This window comes from Shewanella marisflavi (assembly GCF_023283925.1).
Lineage (GTDB): Bacteria > Pseudomonadota > Gammaproteobacteria > Enterobacterales > Shewanellaceae > Shewanella > Shewanella marisflavi.
The window spans coordinates 289947-310049 of sequence record NZ_JAKIKX010000002.1; the positions used below are offsets into that span (position 1 = coordinate 289947).

The window sequence follows — 20103 nt, forward strand, 5'->3', positions numbered from 1 at the left end:
AAGTCGAGTTGACTCGTGTGTAAGAGCGATTTAATATGCGCTCCGTCTTCAACGACGAGTCGCTTATACGATTCCCCAGTAGTTCAGTCGGTAGAACGGCGGACTGTTAATCCGTATGTCACTGGTTCAAGTCCAGTCTGGGGAGCCAAAGCGGTCATTGAAGAAGATAGTTAAGCATTATGTAGTTCCCCAGTAGTTCAGTCGGTAGAACGGCGGACTGTTAATCCGTATGTCACTGGTTCAAGTCCAGTCTGGGGAGCCAAATGTTTAACCATATAAGTATCTGTTCCCCAGTAGTTCAGTCGGTAGAACGGCGGACTGTTAATCCGTATGTCACTGGTTCAAGTCCAGTCTGGGGAGCCACTTATACTTATATAGATAGCGAAGTTTCTACTCCCCTGTAGTTCAGTCGGTAGAACGGCGGACTGTTAATCCGTATGTCACTGGTTCAAGTCCAGTCTGGGGAGCCACTTCACTATCCTATTCCACTAAAGATTCCCCAGTAGTTCAGTCGGTAGAACGGCGGACTGTTAATCCGTATGTCACTGGTTCAAGTCCAGTCTGGGGAGCCATCTTCTTTGTTATCCGCTCACGCTTCGTCTAAAAAATCTCATCTGCCATAAAGCGTTAGACTATCCGTTTCAAATTTAGCTAGAATGAGTAATCGATTGTCTTAGGTTACTATTTATGGGCGTTGGAAAATCAATTCATCTACTTCTTATTGCAGTTTGCCTGACCCTGATAGCAATAGGTTATCAAGGCCAAAAACAGCAGATAGTTAGGCTCGCCGACACCCAGCTTAAAGAATATCAAGCCAATCCTCTTTGGCAGCAAGCCCTCCCTGAAGATGGCAAAGCCCTCTTTGCGCTGTTAAGTAAAGAGTATGACTTTCAGTTTTTTCAATATGTGCATCAGCTAGATGGCAATCTGAATTACACCCATGGCCAGCTCATTCCAACCAGTCATGATCTTGCCACATTGCTGTTTAGCCAACTAAGAGATGACACACGGGCCCTCGCCCAGGGTAGATTGCAAGTTAAACTCGCTAGCCGCGGCATCGCAAATGACGCCGTCAATCAATTTATACGAAGCCTATATTGGATTGGTGGTACCTATTTGGTTCTTGCCCTATTGGTCTCACTCATCATACATCGCCAAAAGCGCAGTGTTCGTTACGCCGTTGAAGCACTCGATACCTTAGCTGAACTTAAGTTTGACGCCATAGCACACTCGCGTTTTAAAGGAGAGCTGAAACCCTTAGGCAAGGCCATAGAGCATTGTCGCAGCGCATTACATGAGAAATTCGATAAGATAAAAAAGGATAATGAGCAGCTCAATCGAGAAGCTTACCAAGATCCCATAACCCTTTTTGGCACGCGCCCTAAATTTACCGAAAAGCTTGAGGCAATCGCCAAACCAGGTAAAGACAGAATTGGGTTGATGGCGATGATCAAGGCAACCGAACTGGGACATGTCAACCAGAGTATGGGACGCGCCGCCGGTGACGATTACCTTTCGGGTGTCGCTAACTGTATTCGTAAGGCGCTACAAGGGATCCCCAATATTGAAGCATTTCGACTCTCAAGCGCCGACTTTGCAGTGTTTATACCCGACCTCGTCCTTAAAGATGCCCATGGGCCTTTAGAAAAGTTAAAGGCGGAATTTGATGAATTCCAGCAAACTAGCGATCTCGACGCCACCGCCTATATCGGCTTGGTTCCCTACCAGCAAGGGGGGGATGCCCTATCGCTCGTCTATATCGCCGATGCAGCCGTCAGCATAGCCCAGACCCTAGGTCCCAACAGCTATCATATTCAGGAGAAACTGACCGATGAGGAACTGATTGGCGATTCTCATTGGAAACTGGCAATCGAAGATATCATTAAACGCCGAGCGATTAAGTTTCAAGCACAGGACATTCAACCCTGCCGTGGCGCCGACAATATCTATAGCGAACTGCTGTCACGCTTTTACAGTGCCGAAGGTAAATTCCTGCCCACAGGTACAGTGATTGCTATGGCAGAACGTCATGGCCTGAGTGTCGAACTCGATAAGATCATTATCTTAAGTACATTACGTTTACTGATTGACACCCCCACGCTCACCGGCGCCTTAGGGATCAATATCAGCACCGCCTCGATGAATCAGCCAGACTTTACCGCTTGGCTCAGAGATCTCTTAGTGCGTCAGCGTCAAATCGCCTCGCGCATAGTGCTAGAGGTCAACGAGGCCGGCATGCAAGCGAATATCAGTCAGGCGCACAAATTCGTTCGCGACATGCATGGTGTTGGTGCGCGGGTCGCGGTTGAGCACTTTGGGATGGGCTTCACCTCGTTTAAATTCTTTAAAGAAGTTCGGCCAGATTTTATCAAACTCGACGGTAGTTATTCCCAATCTATCGACAGCGACGCTAACAACCGTTTCTTCGTTAAGATGATTGTCGATGTTGCCCGAAAACAGTCAATCAAGGTGATAGCGTCCAGCATAGAACAGCAGGAAGAAAAGTTTGCCTTAGAACAACTTTTGGTCGATGGCTTACAAGGCTATTACATCGCTAAGCCTAAGCCCTTATCACCAAAGGATGAGCAAACAGCGCGCAATCAGACCGCGGGATAATTAATCCCTGCATTCTTTGTGTTGTTTATCCCGGCCGAAAGGCTGATAATAAGCGATAAATTAGATATAGATAACCCATTGAGATGAGCGAATATCTCCTCCTATTGGTCGGCACAGTGCTGGTCAATAATTTTGTATTAGTTAAATTTCTCGGTCTCTGCCCATTTATGGGCGTCTCGAGCAAGCTGGAATCAGCTATAGGGATGTCGATGGCGACAACCTTTGTGTTGACGCTTGCCTCCATTTTGAGTTATCTAGTCGATAACTATCTGCTGACACCATTTGATTTAAACTATCTGCGCACCATGGCCTTTATTCTGGTGATCGCTGTTGTAGTGCAATTTACCGAAATGCTGGTACAAAAAACCAGTGCCTCACTCCACAGAGCGCTCGGTATCTATCTGCCCCTGATCACCACCAACTGCGCCGTTTTAGGCGTAGCTCTGCTCAACGTCAACGAGAAGCACGATTTTATCGAGTCGGCTATCTATGGTTTTGGCGCCGCAGCAGGTTTCTCGATTGTATTGATCCTCTTCTCAGCCATGCGCGAGCGACTTGCCGCCGCCGATGTGCCTATGCCTTTTAAAGGCGGTGCCATCGCTATGATCACCGCGGGACTCATGTCACTGGCCTTCATGGGCTTCACAGGTTTGGTTAATTAAGCATGAGCCAAGTTATTATTGCCATTATCCTTTTAGGATTACTCGCTCTCGCCTTTGGTGCGCTACTAGGTTACGCCGCAGAAAAATTTAAGGTCGAAGGCGATCCCATTATCGATCAGGCTGAGGCTTTGTTGCCCCAGACTCAATGTGGTCAATGCGGTTACCCAGGCTGTCGCCCATATGCCGAAGCGATAGCAAACGGTGAAAAGATCAATAAGTGTCCTCCGGGCGGCACAGCCACAATGGAAAAACTGGCCGAGCTTATGGGCGTCGACCCTGAGCCGTTAACCGCCTCGGCAGAAACTCAAGTAAAGAAGGTCGCTTTCATTCGCGAAGAGGAGTGTATCGGTTGCACCAAGTGCATTCAGGCTTGCCCTGTGGACGCGATTTTGGGCACAGGTAAACAGATGCATACTGTCATTACTGATTACTGTACCGGCTGTGATCTCTGTGTAGAGCCCTGCCCGGTCGATTGCATCGATATGATCCCTGTAGCCGAAACCCTACAAAACTGGAGCTGGCAACTCAATGCCATACCTGTGGTCAATATTAGCGAGGAATCTAAGTGTTAACCTTGTTAGAACAGATAGATAAAGGCACACTGTGGCGTATCCCCGGCGGTATTCATCCTCCAGAGCATAAATCCCTATCGAATCAAAATAAGATAGCCAAACTGCCCCTTGCAGCGCACTACGTAGTACCTGTACCCGGCGTTGGCGAAACTTGCACCTTAGCCGTTAAAGTGGATGATACTGTGGCCAAGGGCCAGGTGCTGACACAAGGTGAAGATTTCCGTCATCTGCCAGTACATGCGCCAGTCTCCGGCAAGGTGACCGCTATTGAGGCTCGCCCTAGTAATCACGCCTCTGCGCTGCCAGTATTAAGCTGTGTGATTGAAAATGACCACCAAGAGCGTTGGATAGACTCGGTTCACGCCCCTTTGAGCCTCGATGACGTCGCCGAAATGGACAATCAAGCTATCTTGAGTCGTATTCAGGCTGCGGGTATTGCCGGTCTGGGAGGCGCGGCCTTCCCTACTCATATCAAACTGACTCCTGTCAGTGATATCGAACTGCTGATCATCAATGGGGTGGAATGTGAACCCTATATCACCTCAGATGACAAGCTGATGCAGGAAGAGTGCGATGAAATCATTCGCGGCATCGAGATCATCCATCAGCTGCTTGGGCCAAAACGCATTATTATCGCAATAGAGGACAATAAGCCCGAAGCGATAGAACACATAGGACACAGTCTCAACCGCAGCCAACTGCCAAGCAATTGTGCCAGAGTCGCAAAGATCCCGACCCTCTACCCTTCGGGTGGAGAAAAACAACTGATCCAGATCCTTACGGGTCAGGAAGTACCATCAGGCGCTATACCCGCTAATCTGGGGATCTTGGTTCAAAACGTTGGCACCGCCTACAGTATCGCTCAAGCGGTTTATCGTAACATGCCACTGCTAGAGCGTGTTGTTACCCTCACAGGACAAAATGTCAGCAAGCCTGGTAACTATTGGGTGCCCATAGGAACGCCTGTGGCACACTTGCTAAAGGTCTGCCAATTTAAAGGCAATTTAGATGCACCTGTGATAGTCGGTGGTCCCATGATGGGCTATATGCTACCCAATTGGGATGCGCCTATCACCAAAGGCACTAACTGCCTCTTGATGCCGAGTGAGCAAGAAATAGCGCCACAGAGCCCAGAGCAGCCTTGTATCCGCTGCGGTGAGTGTGCGGTAGCCTGCCCTGCTCAACTACTACCACAGCAGCTCTTTTGGCACGCTAAAGCGCAAGAATATGACAAGGCAGCGAGTTACAACCTAAGAGACTGTATCGAATGTGGCTGTTGCAGTTATGTCTGCCCAAGCGATATCCCCTTGGTAGAATATTACCGCGTAGCAAAATCGGCGCTAAAACAGGAAGCCGAAGAGAAGAAACAGGCCGAACTCGCCAAACAGCGCTTCGATTCCCGCACACTAAGACTCGAGCAGGAAAAGCAGGCGCGGGAAGAGAAAGCAAAACAAGCGGCAGAGCGGCGCAAGACCCAGATGACAGGCTCAGATAAAGATGCCGTCGCAGCTGCCATGGCAAGGATTAAGGCGAAAAAAGCCGCTCAAGAGCAAACTCAGGCACCTGAGCCAACACAAACTGAGGCCACAGCCGCTGATAGCCCAGTGAATCCACAAGAAGTGAAACCACAAGATAAGGTCGCCGCAGCCATCGCTAGAGCCAAGGCGAAAAAGGCCGCGCAAAAAGCAGAAGCTGAACCTGCAGCAACAACGGAATCTAGCGTAACGCTAGCAAGTGGTGATAGCAGCACGGCCACTCCGAGTCAGAAAGAGAAAGTCGCCGCAGCCATCGCCCGTGCCAAAGCGAAAAAGGCCGCGCAGCAACAGTCGCCAGCAGCTGAAATTGACCAAGAGCCGGCTCAGACAGACAAGCAGACAGCCCCTTTAAGCCAACAGGAGAAAGTCGCCGCTGCCATTGCCCGCGCCAAGGCCAAGAAGGCGCAACAGACAGGCTTAACAGAGCAGTTAAGGGAAGCGCCAACTGATACGGCTGCACCTATCGATGATGCCGAGGCGATCAAGAAGGCTAAAATTGCCGCCGCGGTCGCTAAAGCCAAGGCGAAGAAAGCCCAACAGGCGGGTTTAGTCGAACAGCAAGCAGGTCCTAGCGCAGAACAAGGCACTCATGAAGCGCCTGTCATTGCTGATAAGCAAGACGATTCTGTAGCACCTGTTGACGATGCCGAGGCGATCAAGAAGGCTAAAATCGCCGCAGCGGTCGCTAAGGCCAAGGCAAAAAAAGCCCAACAGGCGGGTTTAAACCAAGAGCAAACAGTCGCTAGCGCAGAACAAACCTCTGACGAAGCGCCTGTCATGGCTCAAAAGCCAGTTGCTTCTGTAGCACCCGTTGACGATGCCGAGGCGATTAAGAAGGCTAAAATCGCCGCAGCGGTCGCTAAAGCCAAGGCGAAAAAAGCCCAACAAGCGGGTTTAAACCAAGAGCAAACAGTCGCTAGCGCAGAACAAGCCTCTGACGAAGCGCCTGTCATGGCTGATAAGCCAGTTGCTTCTGTAGCACCTGTTGACGATGCCGAGGCGCTCAAGAAAGCCAAAATCGCCGCTGCGGTCGCTAAAGCTAAAGCAAAGAAACTGGTAAAAACCCAAGCTGATAACTCAACCAATGAGCACAAGGATTAACCATGGCATTTAAGTTGGCCTCATCGCCACACCTTTCAACCAAAGCACAAACCCGCGGGTTAATGTTTAAGGTCATGCTGTGTGCCCTACCGGGCGTACTGGCCCAGTGCTACTTTTTCGGTTGGGGCACCCTGATCCAAATCGTCTTCGCCATCGCCGTAGCGCTGGCCACAGAGGCTGCGGTGTTAAAGCTACGCGGTCGCCCTGTAGGAAAAACCCTCAGCGATAATAGCGCCGCGCTAACCGGCCTACTGATCGGTGTTGCGATTCCTGCGCTTGCACCATGGTGGATTGCAGCCATTGGGGTGATCTTTGCCATCTTAGTGGTAAAGCAACTTTATGGCGGCCTAGGTAATAATATCTTTAACCCAGCCATGGCAGCCTATGTCATGCTGCTTATCTCCTTCCCGGTACAGATGACTACCTGGGTGGCCCCTAGCGGCGCCGCATTGCACGGCACAGATCTATTACTAAGCCTAAGTATTATCTTCCAAGGCGCTGATGCCGAGCAGATCCTCGCCTATCGCGCGGGGTTCGATGGCATGACCATGGCGACCCCACTGGATGCTGTGAAAACGGGTCTATCAACTGGCTTAACCATCAACGAGATCCTGCTCAAACCCAATTTTAGCGATGGCTTCGGCATCGGCTGGGCGATAATCAATCTGGCTTACCTTGCTGGCGGCCTGGTGATGCTGAAACTCAAATTGATCCGTTGGCAGATCAGTACGGCAATTCTTGCCAGCCTGTTTATCTGTGCAAGCATAGGTTATCTGTTAAGCCCTGATACCCATATGGGCCCCTTATTACACTTGTTCTCCGGCGCCACTATGCTAGCGGCTTTCTTCATTGCCACAGATCCCGTTACAGCCGCAACCAGCACCCGTGGACGCTTAATATTCGGCGCGCTCATCGGTCTTTTGGTCTACGTGATACGTAGCTTTGGCGGTTACCCGGATGCCTTTGCCTTTGCTGTGCTGCTGGCAAACCTGTGTGCGCCCTTTATCGATTACTATGTCAAACCCCGTGCCTATGGCCACAGAGCTAGCCACTAAGCCCACGGCAGGAGTATGAAGTGAAACGTTCTATAGTCAAAAATGCTACTCTGCTCGGTCTGTTTGCCCTGCTGTGCACCGCACTGGTGGCCTTAGTCAACCAGTTTACCTTTGAGCGTATCAAGCAGCAGGAAGATCTTGAGTTGATGCGTACCCTGCATCAGATCATCCCAGATGATATGCATGACAATGCGTTGATCGAGCACTGCATTCTTATACAGGACGCAGCGGCTTTAGGCGTTGAGGAACCACTGCCAGCCTACATCGCCAGTAACCAAGGTGAGCCAGTGGCCATCGCCATCGAAACGGTCGCGCCCGATGGCTATAATGGCCAGATCAAGCTGATCGTCGCCATCGATGCAAAAGGTGAAGTGCTAGGGGTGCGTACCCTTAATCACAACGAGACGCCGGGTCTTGGCGATAAGATCGAGCTGCGAAAGTCCCCTTGGGTATTTGGCTTTAACGGTCAAAGCCTTCAAGATGATCAGGACAAACGCTGGGCAGTGAAAAAGGATGGTGGTCAGTTTGATCAATTTACCGGTGCTACCATTACCCCCAGAGCCTATGTTGGCGCAGTGCGACGTACCCTGCTCTACTTCAACACTAATAAACAGACCCTGTTGAGTCGTCCAGCCAATTGTGAGGTCAACTATGAGTAACTATCGCGATATCGCTTGGCAAGGACTGTGGAAAAACAATCCTGGCTTAGTACAACTCTTGGGGCTTTGCCCTCTGCTGGCGGTTACCGCTACCTTAACTAACGCCATTGGCCTTGGTTTGGCAACCTTAGTGGTGCTGGTTGGCTCAAACGTGCTTGTCTCTCTGGTGAGAGAGTTTGTCCCGAAAGAGATCCGTATCCCGGTATTTGTCATGATCATTGCCGCGCTGGTGACCTGTGTGCAGTTGTTGATCAACGCCTATGCCTATGGCCTTTACCTATCACTAGGGATCTTCTTACCACTTATCGTCACCAACTGCGTGATTATCGGCCGCGCCGAGGCCTTTGCGTCGCGTAATAACGTTGTTAAGGCTGCGTTTGACGGGTTAATGATGGGGATCGGCTTTACCTTAGTGTTAATGGCGCTTGGCGCTTGTCGTGAAATCTTGGGCCAAGGCACTCTGTTTGACGGTGCCGATCTCTTATTAGGCGATTGGGCAAAAGGGCTCACAATACATCTTTGGCAGGTGGATACCAACTTCCTATTGGCCATGCTGCCGCCAGGCGCTTTCATCGCCATGGGGTTTCTGATCGCCATTAAAAACCTGATCGACAAGCAGCTCGAGGCACGCAAACCCGCAGCCGAAGCCGCACCTGCCGTCACCCGTGCCCGTATCACTAAGGTGAGTTAAGTCATGAATAAAGAGAAGCGAATAAAAATACTGGAGATTCTTCGCGACAATAATCCAAAACCAGAAACAGAACTTAACTTCTCATCCCCTTTTGAGCTCTTGGTTGCCGTCACCCTGTCGGCACAGGCCACGGATGTTAGCGTCAACAAAGCTACCGATAAACTGTTTCCTGTGGCTAATACGGCCCAGGCTATCTATGATCTCGGTGTCGAAGGTCTAAAGCAATATATTAAGACCATAGGCCTGTACAACAACAAGGCGATTAACGTCATCAAGGCGTGCGAGATCTTGATTGAAAAGTATAACGGTGAAGTACCTGAAAACAGAGAGGCGCTCGAGGCATTACCGGGTGTGGGCCGAAAAACGGCCAACGTGGTATTAAACACAGCTTTTGGTTGGCCGACTATCGCCGTCGACACCCATATTTTTCGTGTCGCCAACCGCACCAAATTTGCCATGGGCAAAAATGTGGATCAGGTTGAGCAGAAGATGTTAAAGGTGGTCCCAGCCGAATTTAAGGTAGATGTGCACCACTGGTTTATCCTGCATGGCCGCTATATATGCACCGCTCGTAAACCTAGGTGCGGCGCCTGTATTATTGAAGATTTATGCGAATTTAAAGATAAAGCTGACTAACTAGCCAGCTTTAACAACTTGATTTTATATATTACTTTTTAGCGTGAGACAGGCTCTATCCACGCTTAAACAAATCATCAATGAACCTTATGTCAATTGGTGAACGCCTATACTAGGGTCATTTTGATGGGGAGATTTTCCAGTGCGCTAGCGGATACTCGTCTAACTGGTAAATTCTCACCCAGTCATAACTGGCTTTCATTGGGTAAATATTGCGCTTTTTATTACCACCGAACACTGCTTGAATATCGTCATTTGGGATCCAAAAATTCATCATCAATTGTGTTAGATTATCAGGTATTGGTGTCGGAAACTTTTGTTCATTCTGGCATACAGGCTTACACACTAAATCCTTTAAAGACAGTACCTTATAAACTTTTCCGTCTACAAACCATTTGATCGCTGAGGGCGTCCACTCGATAGCATACACTCGCCATTCATCTGCGGGGGCGATGTTAATTTTATCTTCCCATGCGCCCCACTGCCGGGTTTCCAACCAGTTAGCGGCGTCAAGGCCATAAATTAAATTAGCTTGAAACTTATCAGGACGCCCACCTTCTAACTCAACATCTATTTCTTCCCACTCTTTAGGCTCACCCTCATGGGTATAGGTGAAAAAAGAAGAAATATAGCCCGAAGCCAATGCTCGATTAGGTGCTTTCATTCTGGTTTCGAAGCGTCCATATTTGATCTGTTTATTAGAACGCGTTCTTAGCTCACCACAACTGTAATCATAAGCAGGCTTCATCATCTGATGGTCTTCAGACCAACTACTGGCAACATATTCTTTCTCAATAATCAGATTTAATTGTCCATTAGAGACGTCCACACCTTGAGGCTGAAATCGACACACAGACTCACTGCCGACGGCGCCATCGCCCTTTGACCATATCTCCGAGTTAAATTTATCGAATCGTTCATCTAAAACAAGTGAAAAGCCTTTATACTGCCCTGTGTATCCATTGTAAGCGACGGGTAACTCATCGGTATTGTCTAAAACGGAATGAGTGCAACTTACCATCATCAAAGCCGCGATGAATGGCGTGATGCAACCTAGAGTTTTTGTCAAAAAAGTCTGTTCCATCTTTCACTCCCTTAATCAGTAACGAAAGGCGATGAGTTAAAAAGTAATCGTTACATTAAATATGAGGTCAACTCAACGTCGAAATGGATCATTCAGCTCACCTCTCACTGCGCATTTCAACCTTACCTAATGACGCAAAGTGACCTAAAAAAATCCCGTGGTAAAATCGACTCCTATAATCACCAACCGCACTAAGTTTGCCCTGGGCAAAAATGGGGTTCAGGTAGAGCAGCAGATGTTTAAAGATGGCCCAGAAAGATTTTAAAGTCGATGAAGTTCAATGGTTTTTGGTAAATATAATGGCAATTTAAACAGAAAGTCTATGCTAACGAGTAAGCCACAAAAAAGCCGCTTTCGCGGCTTTTTTACACTTAAAACATACAAACAAAGAAAATAGATAAAAAGATGGCTATGGTAACCGTTAGACCTAAGGCCATTTTCAATTCGCTTGGCATCGACAACTCCTTTAATGACGGGGACTGCATTATCTCAGGCACAGGGGTGAACACCAGCCATATCCCTGAATTATGTGACCCTGATCAACCCATGTATCACCCTAAAAACCGTACAAACCCATCAAGCTAATAGTGTAAATTTAACCGTTTAAGCTAAGGCAACTCTCTGCCGTTACTGCATTTCAATAACAGGTAAAAAAGGTATACTTGTCACCGACACTAATCCTAAACCGAGGACGTTATGGCACAACTTTTACACACTATGCTAAGAGTCGGTGATCTTGATCGTAGCATACATTTTTACACCGAAGTTTTAGGCATGAAACTGCTGCGCAAGTCGGAAAACCCTGAATACCGTTACACCTTGGCCTTTGTTGGTTTCGATGAAGAGTCTAGTGGTGCAGCCGTGGTCGAGCTAACCTACAACTGGGATACAGACAAGTATGATCTCGGTACAGGCTTTGGCCACCTGGCCATTGGCGAAGCCGATATCTATAGCCGCTGCGCCGCCATCGAAGCCGCTGGCGGCAAGGTGACACGCCAACCTGGACCTGTTGCCGGTGGTACCACAGAGATCGCCTTTGTCGAAGATCCTGACGGTTATAAGATTGAATTCATTCAGATGAAATCAGCCCAGCAAGGCTTAGGCTAACACGATAAGTTAAGCATAAAAAAAGCGCCCTAGGGCGCTTTTACATTCAGTCTATCGATTAGAACTTAACAGTGATTCCACCATAGATTTGACGACCGATTGTGTCGTAAACCTCTGGTACGGTACCTGCTTCGTTACCACTTGCAACCATCATAGGCTTCTCATCGGTGAAGTTCTTCAGACCTAGGCTCGCCGTAATGCTATCGTTGATGTGGTACATACCCGAGATATTGTGGTACAAGATTGAATCAATGGTATCACCATAGTTGATATCATCCATCTCACCGATATAACGGTTAGAGTACATTAGGCTCCAGTCACCCTGTCCGGCTTTCACGCTGAAGTTATTCTTCACCTTAGCGTAACCACCAAACATGCCGCCGATAGTGCCTGTGTAATCGATACCATCCTGTTCAAATTTAACCAGGTAGGTCAAGTCGTTGCTAATGCTCCAATCTAAACCTAAGCCTTCGAAACGATAAGCCAGGTTAAAGTCGACGCCGCTGGTGTCTTGATAACCCACGTTAGTCAGCGGGTTGGTCAGGTTCTCAAGATTTCCATCTGGCGTGATGCCAAAGGTCTCACAAGCTGAGGTATCGCCACCATGACAGGCGTTAAGGCCCGCCTGAACGTCCAGACGCGAGATAGCATCTGTGATCTTGAAACGCCAGTAATCCAACGTCAGTGACATACCATCGATATAGCTAGGAGAGTAAACCAGACCCGCAGTGTAAGACTCTGATGATTCTGCCTTCAGATCGGGATCTGAGGTGTAGTTCACTAGGATCTGTGGATCTTGCTCGTTACCCCATGGATCATCCAGGTAATCGAAAGAGCCTACGTTACCGCCAAACAATTCACTGACGTTAGGTGCACGGAAGCCAGTAGCAGCAACAGCCCTTAGCATCAAATCATCTGTGGCTTCATAGGTTAAACCTATCTTCCAGGTCGACGCATTACCAAAGGTTGAATAATCATCGAAACGCAGAGCAAATTCACCTGTCAGCTTGTCGGTAAAAGGTACACTTACCTCTTGGTAAACAGAGAAGACGCTGTAGCTACCGTCGGTTGGATCTTGCTGAGCAGCGGTACCTTCACCAGCAACAATCACTGCATCTGGATTGTAGTAACCGCTGTCGTGACGATATTCTGCACCGATCGCGTAAGCCACTGGGCCCGCATCTAAATCAAACGCTTCACCGCTGATCACACCTGAAACGATATGCTGCTCGTTACCGCCTGTTGTATTTTCTAAGTAGCTAATGTCATTGATGATATCTTGTGACAGTGGGTCGCCGTTAAACCAAGCATCCTGGTTATCATAAACAGACTGGGCCATGTTTTTAGCGTTGATTGAGTTGTGTACCCAAGTTTTCGCCTTGTTCTTACCATAGGTGTAAGCCACATCCCACTGCATACCTGTGTGAACATCCAACTCGCCGGCTAAGCCTGCTGAGACACGCAGGGTATCAGTGTCTTGCTCATAGATACGATTACCCGCATCATTGGTTCTTCTACGGTACTCAACGCGGTCCTGATCGTCTGGCGTAATTCCGCCAGCAAGCATGGCATCAGTTAAGGTAATGCAGTTACCTGTTGAGCTAGGTGTACATACATCTAACATTACAGAAGCTGGCTGGGCCGCCATCATCTGCTCAGATTTACGCTTGGTATAAAGAATGTCACCGGTAAAGACGATGTCATTTGCAAACTCTTGGGTGGCATTAGCAAAGAAACTGTAACGCTCGTTGGGTGTCTGTAGCCAGCTGTCCTGGGTATAGTCGTAACCTTCGGTGCGATCGACCCAGTTACCGTTTTCATCTTGTACCTTACCGCCTAAAGTACCTGTAGGAATATAGCTACTAGACCCCTTCTCTACCCAATCGCGATCTCTTTGCATGACGCCACCACGATCTGAGTAAGCCACACCAAAGGTATAGTTACCACCATCGGTATTAAAACCGTATAGTGCACTGATCTCGGCGTTTTCACCATCACCCTTGTCGGTTGCGCCGCCGTTAATATCGAGCTGGAAACCTTCGAAGTCTTTCTTGGTGATGATGTTCACTACACCAGCAATGGCATCAGAACCATAAACCGCCGAGGCACCATCTTTTAATATCTCAACGCGAGCAATCATGGCTACTGGAATGGTGTTTAAGTCCACGGCGCTATCAGCACCCGAACCAGAGTTAACCATACGGCGACCATTTAACAGTACCAAGGTACGGCTAGCGCCCATGCCACGCAGGTCTACCTGGGCAACACCATCGGCACCATTGTTGGTCGTAGAGCCTGCAGCCATACCCGCCATGGCTGGTTGAGCTTGCAGGATCTCGTCTACCGAGTTGTAGCCTTCGGCGCGGATCGCACTGGCATCAATAACGGTAACGGGTGAGGCTGTTTCCATATCCTGACGTTGAATGCGCGAACCTGTCACGGCAATACGTTCGAAAGAGGCGCTTTCTTCGGCAGCAACCACATTATTGCTAACAATAAATCCACTGGTTGATACTGAAGCAATTAAACTATATTTAACTGCTGCAGCTAATCTGCTTGTTTTTATCATGTAAATATTCTCCCTGATTCAATATTTTTATTCGGCGCCGTTCTTTTATTTATTCAACGCTCGATTCGATACTGTCTTGTCGCCATAAAAGCGTCAATCCACCAAATATTTAACCAATGAAAAATAAACGTTAATTTATGGTGCTTATTAAGTAACAAAGAACATTCCAGTTTTTCTCAACCCAAGTGAATAAGCATTCATCTAGCGCAATTAACTAGATTTAAGCTCATTAGCCAGTGATTTAAACCGCGACAGGTGCAACACAAATACAACGCACACAAATACCGTAAGTGTGACACACATCACAAAAACAGCATCTAAACACCTGTTTAAATTTAGGTAAATCACGCTATTGGCACATGAAAGCACCGCTGTTAACATTTCATTCGACAAGCCAGCCTGATGAATAAACATGCTGAAAAGGTCACTAACCAGGCTTAGTAACAATATTTTACATTGAGGGTAAAAATGTCAGATGATGTAGATTCAACTGTGTATTTTAAGTAAATCTAAAACACTGAGTTAAATTCATTTAAAGTGACTTAGGTATATAGAAAATTCACAATGATAAAACGCGTTTCATTATGATTAAGTCTTTAAGTAAAGTTTAAATCTATTAACACCAGATATTACATTTACAATAAATTTAAATTAAGACAAATAACGTATCAATAAGTTACTAAGCTATCGCCCTAGTAACCTTATGCAAATGAAAAAACGAAATTTAAGAAAACGAATGCTTAACGCGTGATACAAAATGGCCTAGCAAGTGTTCTGTACAAACTAAGAAAATAGTGAAGAACCCAAAGATAAGGTGTGTCTACCTTTTTCCCACAAAAAAGCGCGGACAAATGCCGCGCCGTTTCTCTTAAAGGTAAGAACGCTTATTCAGGCTTAATCAGATTAAAATGCTGATAGGCTCTAGCCGTAGCGATTCGTCCCCTTGGCGTTCGTTGAATGAAGCCCTGCTGGATCAGGAAGGGTTCGAGTACGTCTTCGATGGTCTCACGCTCCTCGCCAATCGCCGCCGCCAGGTTATCTAAACCGACGGGGCCCCCCATAAACTTATCGATAATGGCCAGCAGTAATTTACGGTCCATATAGTCAAAGCCCTCAACATCCACATCCAGCATGTCCAAAGCACTCTCGGCAACCGCCTTATTAACCTCACCATCATGCTTCACCTCGGCGTAGTCACGCACCCGTCTAAGCAGACGGTTGGCAATACGGGGAGTTCCCCGCGAGCGGCGAGCCACTTCCACAGCGCCTTCTTGGTCGATTGGCAGTTCAAGTACCCTCGCTGAGCGCGTCACGATACTGCTGAGATCTTTAACGTTATAAAACTCGAGTCTTAGCGGTATGCCAAATCTGGCTCTAAGCGGCGAGGTTAAGGCCCCGGCCCTGGTGGTGGCACCGATAAGAGTAAAGGGAGGTAATTCGAGCTTGATAGAGCGGGCAGCCGGTCCCTCACCTATCATGATATCCAGCTGATAATCTTCCATCGCCGGATAGAGGATCTCTTCCACTACAGGGCTTAATCTGTGGATCTCATCAATAAAGAGTACATCGCCCGCCTCAAGATTAGTCAGCAGCGCCGCGAGATCTCCAGCTTTCTCAAGCACAGGACCAGAGGTCGACTTGATGTTGACCCCCATCTCGTTAGCGACAATCATCGCCAGCGTGGTCTTCCCTAAACCTGGTGGACCATAGATCAACATATGATCTAAGGCTTCACCCCGTTTCTGCGCCGCCTCAATAAATACCTTGAGCTGAGCACGGGTATCGTCTTGTCCCGTGTATTCATCGAGCAACTTAGGGCGCATCGCCCTGTCTATCTGCTCATCACGCTCCTCTATACCCTGGGGCTGAGCATGAACTAACCTATCGGCTTCTATCATTTAATTCTCACTTTGGCGCTAAAGCATCGACTTGAGCGACGCCTTGATCAGTGTTTCCGAGTCCATGCCTTCCTTGAAGACACTGGAGACCGCCTTACTGGCTTGTGCTGGCTTATATCCTAACGCCAATAGCGCCGAGATGGCATCTTCTTCTGCACTGTTAACGACTGGCGCTGGCGTGTAATTGGATTGGAGCACAAACTCACGCTCGGATCCGTGGGACGCTTCCATCAGACTCTTTAACTTATCGCGCATCTCTACCAATAAGCGCTCAGCAGTTTTCTTACCCACACCAGGTAATTTCACCAAGGTGGCGATATCATCGTGCTCGACACACTTAACGAACTCGGCGGCGTTCATGCCAGACAAAATCGTCAGGGCCAGTTTAGGGCCGACGCCATTGGTCTTGATCAATAACCTAAACAGGGCTCTTTCCTGCTTGCTCATGAAGCCGTAAAGCAGCTGGGCGTCTTCTCGCACCACAAAGTGGGTGTAGATCACCGCCTCCTGATTTAACTCAGGCAGCTCGTAGAAACAAGTTAAGGGCATCTGCACCTCGTACCCCACACCAGATACTTCGATAAGCACTTCTGGTGCCTGCTTTTCGACTAATAATCCCCGTAAACGACCTATCATCTATATCTTCCGTATGTTCTCGCGCTAGCCTTACCGCCCAGGGCAATAAGACTCTGATATGTATGGAAATGGCACAGAGCAACGCCCAGGGCATCGGCCGCATCGGCCTGAGGCGCTGCGGGCAACCTGAGGATCTGCTGTACCATGCGCTGTACCTGACTCTTCTGCGCCCGGCCAGTGCCGACTACGGCATTTTTAATCTGAGTCGCCGAATATTCGGCAACTGGTAGGTCTGCATTGGTGGCGGCAACGATAGCCGCACCTCGGGCCTGACCCAGCTTGAGCGCCGAATCGGCGTTTTTGGCCAGAAATACCCGCTCGATAGCAAACTCATCGGGCTGGTATTGGCGGATGATCTCGCTAATGCCATCAAAAATAATCTTAAGACGCGATGGCAGATCATCCGATTGGGTGCGAATACAACCACTGCCAAGATAAACTTGCTGCCTACCCTGGCACTGGATCACCCCATACCCCGTGATCCGCGAACCAGGATCTACCCCCAAAATGATCGGCATAAATAGCCTATTCCAGGGTGGCTAAGATCTCATCAGAGATCTCGGCATTATGATAGACCTCTTGGACATCATCATGATCTTCAAGGTTATCGATAAGGCGTAGGAACTTTGGCGCCGTCGCAGCGTCGAGTTCCGCCTTGGTCGAAGGCACCATGGTCACTTCAACGTTGACCGATGCTAAGCCTGTCGCATCCAGCGCATCTTTTACCGCCCCGAAAGCGTCTGGTGTTGTGTAGACATCGATAGAGGTATCATCATTGGTTACGACATCTTCTGCGCCAGCATCGAGCGCCGCATCCATGATGGTGTCTTCATCGCTGCCTTCAGCATAAGAGATCACACCGCGCTTCTCGAACAGATAGGCAACCGAACCGTCGGTGCCCAGGTTACCACCGGACTTGCTGAAAGCATTACGCACACCAGATACGGTGCGGTTACGGTTGTCTGTCATGGTTTCCACCATAACCGCTGTGCCACCTGGACCATAACCTTCATACATGATGGTTTCCAGCACCTGACCGTCTAACTCACCGGCGCCGCGCTTAATGGCGCGCTCGACCGTATCACGGGTCATATTGTTTGACAGCGCCTTATCGATAGCGGCTCTGAGTCTAGGGTTTGAATCGGGATCTGAACCACCTTCCCGCGCTGCGACGGTGAGTTCGCGAATAAATTTGGTGAAGAGTTTACCGCGTTTGGCATCTTGTGCTGCTTTGCGGTGTTTGATGTTGGCCCATTTACTGTGACCGGCCATATAAGACTCCTTATTCGAGTATGCCTCGAAAAAGCCGAGCTAGGTGCTCGGCTTAATGATTCAATATTGCGTTATTCCTGTTCTTTTTTCGCTTCGACTACGCTAACGCCGAGTTCCTCGAGCTGGACTGGGTTAGCAAATCCAGGCGCGTTGGTCAGAGGACATGCCGCGGTGGTTGTCTTAGGGAAGGCCATCACGTCACGAATAGAGCTTGCGCCCGTCATCAGCATCACAATGCGATCCAGACCAAAGGCTAGACCAGCATGTGGCGGGGTACCATACTTGAGCGCTTCAAGTAGGAAGCCAAACTTCTCTTGAGCTTCCTCGTCGTTGATCCCCAGAATTCTGAACGCGGCAGATTGCATTTCACTGTTGTGAATACGCACCGAACCACCACCCAGCTCGCAACCGTTAAGCACCATATCATAAGCATCCGAAATTGCTGCCGTTGGGTTGGCTTCCAGCTCAGCAGGTGAGATACCACTTGGCGCGGTGAACGGATGGTGCATGGCGTGCAGACCCCCGTCAGAGGTGCGCTCGAACATTGGGAAGTCAACCACCCATAGTGGTTTCCAGTCACCTTGCAGCAGGTTGAAATCTTCACCTACTTTCAGACGCAGTGCGCCCATGGCTTCTGCTACTATGTTTGCCTTGTCCGCACCAAAGAGGATAAGGTCACCATTCGCCGCACTTGTGCGCGCTAGGATACCATTAACCACCTCTTCACTCAGGAACTTAAGCACTGGCGACTGAATGCCTTCCAGGCCTTTCTCCAGCTCGTTGACCTTCATCCATGCCAGCCCTTTGGCGCCATAAATGTTGACATACTTGCCATATTCGTCGAGCTGCTTACGAGACAGGCTGGCTCCGCCTGGCACACACAGGACGGCCACACGGCCTTCACTGTCATTTGCAGGCTCTTGGAACACTTTAAAGTCAACCTCTTTGACCAAGTCAGCCACATCGATAAGTTCCAGCGGGTTACGTAGATCAGGCTTGTCAGAGCCGTAACGGCGCATCGCCTCGGCGAAGGTCATCTTAGGAAACTCACCCAGTTCGACATTAAGTAACTCTTTAAACAGACCACGAACCATCTCTTCTGTTTTATCCATCACCTCAGCAGAGGTCATAAAGGAGGTTTCGATATCGATCTGAGTAAATTCAGGCTGGCGGTCGGCACGCAAATCTTCGTCACGGAAACATTTGACGATCTGATAGTAGCGATCAAAACCTGACATCATCAGCAGCTGCTTAAACAACTGTGGCGATTGTGGTAAGGCGAAGAACTGCCCCTTGTAGGTACGGCTAGGTACCAGGTAATCCCTTGCTCCTTCTGGCGTCGCCTTGGTCAAAATAGGCGTTTCGATATCGAGGAAACCATTGCCATCTAGGAAACGACGCACGGCGCTGGTGACCTTAGAACGGAAGATGATGCGCTCGGCCATCTCAGGGCGACGCAGATCCAGATAGCGATATTTAAGGCGCTGCTCTTCTGTATTGTGTTGATTTTTGTCCATGTTGATCGGCAAAGCCGGCGCGCTATTAAGTATGGTCAACGCCTTACCTAATACCTCGATTTCACCGGTGCGCATCTGATCGTTGATCTGGCTGTCAGGGCGAGCACGAACCAGGCCCTTAACCTGAACACAGAACTCGCTGCGTAGTGTGCTGGCGACATCGAATACCTCTGGCAAGTCAGGGTCATAAACAACCTGAATCACGCCTTCTCGGTCACGTAGATCAAGAAACACAACGCCGCCAAGATCGCGACTACGATTGACCCAACCTACGAGAGTAACTTCTTCCCCAACATGAGACCGATTAACGTCTCCACAATAATGACTGCGCATCTAACCCTTTCCTTTCATCCACAAGGCCTTGCTTGAGGATATTCAATACATGACAAAAGCGGCATTATAGTGAAATATTGCCGATTTCAAAACAACTTCATCTTCTTAAAATGAAGTAAACCTTTGGGTTGGATAAATATCCATCAATACCAGAGCACGC

General features: G+C 48.8%; 16 protein-coding genes and 5 tRNA genes. 14 read left to right on the forward strand and 7 right to left on the reverse strand.

Translation table 11 applies throughout. The annotated features are described in order from the left end of the window. The first annotated feature begins 72 nt into the window (after positions 1-72). The 13 genes from L2712_RS06165 (at position 73) to nth (ending at position 9527) form a co-directional block, all read left to right on the forward strand. Positions 73-148: transfer RNA gene (locus L2712_RS06165), tRNA-Asn, on the forward strand. Positions 149-186: 38 nt separating this feature from the next. Next, positions 187-262, forward strand: a tRNA-Asn gene (locus L2712_RS06170). Between the two features lie 25 nt (positions 263-287). Further along, positions 288-363, forward strand: a tRNA-Asn gene (locus L2712_RS06175). A 31-nt stretch (positions 364-394) separates the two neighbouring features. Then, a tRNA-Asn gene (locus L2712_RS06180) sits at positions 395-470 on the forward strand. Between the two features lie 26 nt (positions 471-496). Continuing rightward, a tRNA-Asn gene (locus L2712_RS06185) sits at positions 497-572 on the forward strand. Positions 573-687: 115 nt separating this feature from the next. Beyond that, positions 688-2616, forward strand: coding sequence for an EAL domain-containing protein (locus tag L2712_RS06190; RefSeq protein WP_248977215.1), 1929 nt, complete (start codon positions 688-690; stop codon positions 2614-2616). Positions 2617-2699: 83 nt separating this feature from the next. Beyond that, positions 2700-3278 carry an electron transport complex subunit RsxA gene (gene rsxA / locus L2712_RS06195; RefSeq protein ID WP_033538116.1) on the forward strand — a complete coding sequence of 193 codons (579 nt, stop codon included), beginning with the start codon at positions 2700-2702 and terminating at the stop codon, positions 3276-3278. A gap of 2 nt (positions 3279-3280) precedes the next feature. After that, entirely contained in the window at positions 3281-3850 is a 570-nt protein-coding gene (rsxB, locus tag L2712_RS06200; protein WP_033538115.1) for an electron transport complex subunit RsxB, read from the forward strand. Continuing rightward, positions 3844-6486, forward strand: coding sequence for an electron transport complex subunit RsxC (rsxC, locus tag L2712_RS06205; protein WP_248977216.1), 2643 nt, complete (start codon positions 3844-3846; stop codon positions 6484-6486). The genes rsxB and rsxC overlap by 7 nt, the downstream gene beginning before the upstream one ends. Before the next feature lie 2 nt (positions 6487-6488). Then, the gene (gene rsxD / locus L2712_RS06210; protein ID WP_248977217.1) at positions 6489-7541 is read left to right on the forward strand and encodes an electron transport complex subunit RsxD; all 1053 of its coding nucleotides are present in this window, start codon (positions 6489-6491) and stop codon (positions 7539-7541) included. A gap of 20 nt (positions 7542-7561) precedes the next feature. Continuing rightward, positions 7562-8200, forward strand: coding sequence for an electron transport complex subunit RsxG (rsxG, locus tag L2712_RS06215; protein ID WP_088904570.1), 639 nt, complete (start codon positions 7562-7564; stop codon positions 8198-8200). Next, positions 8193-8891, forward strand: coding sequence for an electron transport complex subunit E (locus tag L2712_RS06220; RefSeq protein WP_033538112.1), 699 nt, complete (start codon positions 8193-8195; stop codon positions 8889-8891). The genes rsxG and L2712_RS06220 overlap by 8 nt, the downstream gene beginning before the upstream one ends. Positions 8892-8894: 3 nt before the next feature. Beyond that, the gene (gene nth / locus L2712_RS06225; protein ID WP_033538111.1) at positions 8895-9527 is read left to right on the forward strand and encodes an endonuclease III; all 633 of its coding nucleotides are present in this window, start codon (positions 8895-8897) and stop codon (positions 9525-9527) included. Between the two features lie 118 nt (positions 9528-9645). Here nth and L2712_RS06230 read toward each other — a convergent pair whose 3' ends face one another. Continuing rightward, positions 9646-10611, reverse strand: a complete 966-nt coding sequence (locus tag L2712_RS06230) for a glycoside hydrolase family 16 protein (protein ID WP_248977218.1) — start codon at positions 10609-10611, stop codon at positions 9646-9648. A 696-nt stretch (positions 10612-11307) separates the two neighbouring features. On the opposite strand from L2712_RS06230, the gene gloA reads away from it, so the two are divergent. Then, the gene (gene gloA / locus L2712_RS06235; RefSeq protein ID WP_088904567.1) at positions 11308-11718 is read left to right on the forward strand and encodes a lactoylglutathione lyase; all 411 of its coding nucleotides are present in this window, start codon (positions 11308-11310) and stop codon (positions 11716-11718) included. A gap of 58 nt (positions 11719-11776) precedes the next feature. On the opposite strand, the gene L2712_RS06240 is transcribed toward gloA, so the two are convergent. From L2712_RS06240 to aspS, 6 genes are all read right to left on the reverse strand, one after another. Next, complete coding sequence (locus L2712_RS06240) at positions 11777-14287, reverse strand: TonB-dependent receptor plug domain-containing protein (protein WP_248977219.1); 2511 nt, start codon at positions 14285-14287, stop codon at positions 11777-11779. Between the two features lie 884 nt (positions 14288-15171). After that, complete coding sequence (ruvB, locus tag L2712_RS06245) at positions 15172-16185, reverse strand: Holliday junction branch migration DNA helicase RuvB (protein WP_033538107.1); 1014 nt, start codon at positions 16183-16185, stop codon at positions 15172-15174. Between the two features lie 18 nt (positions 16186-16203). After that, positions 16204-16821, reverse strand: coding sequence for a Holliday junction branch migration protein RuvA (gene ruvA, locus L2712_RS06250; protein WP_033538106.1), 618 nt, complete (start codon positions 16819-16821; stop codon positions 16204-16206). Beyond that, positions 16818-17339 (reverse strand): crossover junction endodeoxyribonuclease RuvC, encoded by a 522-nt coding sequence (gene ruvC / locus L2712_RS06255; protein WP_248977220.1) that lies wholly within the window; start codon positions 17337-17339, stop codon positions 16818-16820. The genes ruvA and ruvC overlap by 4 nt, the downstream gene beginning before the upstream one ends. 7 nt (positions 17340-17346) lie before the next feature. Then, positions 17347-18093, reverse strand: coding sequence for a YebC/PmpR family DNA-binding transcriptional regulator (locus L2712_RS06260; protein WP_248977221.1), 747 nt, complete (start codon positions 18091-18093; stop codon positions 17347-17349). Positions 18094-18164: 71 nt separating this feature from the next. After that, complete coding sequence (gene aspS / locus L2712_RS06265; protein ID WP_248977222.1) at positions 18165-19943, reverse strand: aspartate--tRNA ligase; 1779 nt, start codon at positions 19941-19943, stop codon at positions 18165-18167. Positions 19944-20103: the final 160 nt, after the last annotated feature.

Coding starts and splice junctions, on each gene's coding strand:
- L2712_RS06190 (WP_248977215.1), top strand. CDS start 688: ATGGGCGTTGGAAAATCAATTCATCTACTTCTTATTGCAGTTTGCCTG.
- rsxA (WP_033538116.1), top strand. CDS start 2,700: ATGAGCGAATATCTCCTCCTATTGGTCGGCACAGTGCTGGTCAATAAT.
- rsxB (WP_033538115.1), top strand. CDS start 3,281: ATGAGCCAAGTTATTATTGCCATTATCCTTTTAGGATTACTCGCTCTC.
- rsxD (WP_248977217.1), top strand. CDS start 6,489: ATGGCATTTAAGTTGGCCTCATCGCCACACCTTTCAACCAAAGCACAA.
- L2712_RS06220 (WP_033538112.1), top strand. CDS start 8,193: ATGAGTAACTATCGCGATATCGCTTGGCAAGGACTGTGGAAAAACAAT.
- nth (WP_033538111.1), top strand. CDS start 8,895: ATGAATAAAGAGAAGCGAATAAAAATACTGGAGATTCTTCGCGACAAT.
- L2712_RS06230 (WP_248977218.1), bottom strand. CDS start 10,611: ATGGAACAGACTTTTTTGACAAAAACTCTAGGTTGCATCACGCCATTC.
- gloA (WP_088904567.1), top strand. CDS start 11,308: ATGGCACAACTTTTACACACTATGCTAAGAGTCGGTGATCTTGATCGT.
- L2712_RS06240 (WP_248977219.1), bottom strand. CDS start 14,287: ATGATAAAAACAAGCAGATTAGCTGCAGCAGTTAAATATAGTTTAATT.
- ruvB (WP_033538107.1), bottom strand. CDS start 16,185: ATGATAGAAGCCGATAGGTTAGTTCATGCTCAGCCCCAGGGTATAGAG.
- ruvA (WP_033538106.1), bottom strand. CDS start 16,821: ATGATAGGTCGTTTACGGGGATTATTAGTCGAAAAGCAGGCACCAGAA.
- ruvC (WP_248977220.1), bottom strand. CDS start 17,339: ATGCCGATCATTTTGGGGGTAGATCCTGGTTCGCGGATCACGGGGTAT.
- L2712_RS06260 (WP_248977221.1), bottom strand. CDS start 18,093: ATGGCCGGTCACAGTAAATGGGCCAACATCAAACACCGCAAAGCAGCA.
- aspS (WP_248977222.1), bottom strand. CDS start 19,943: ATGCGCAGTCATTATTGTGGAGACGTTAATCGGTCTCATGTTGGGGAA.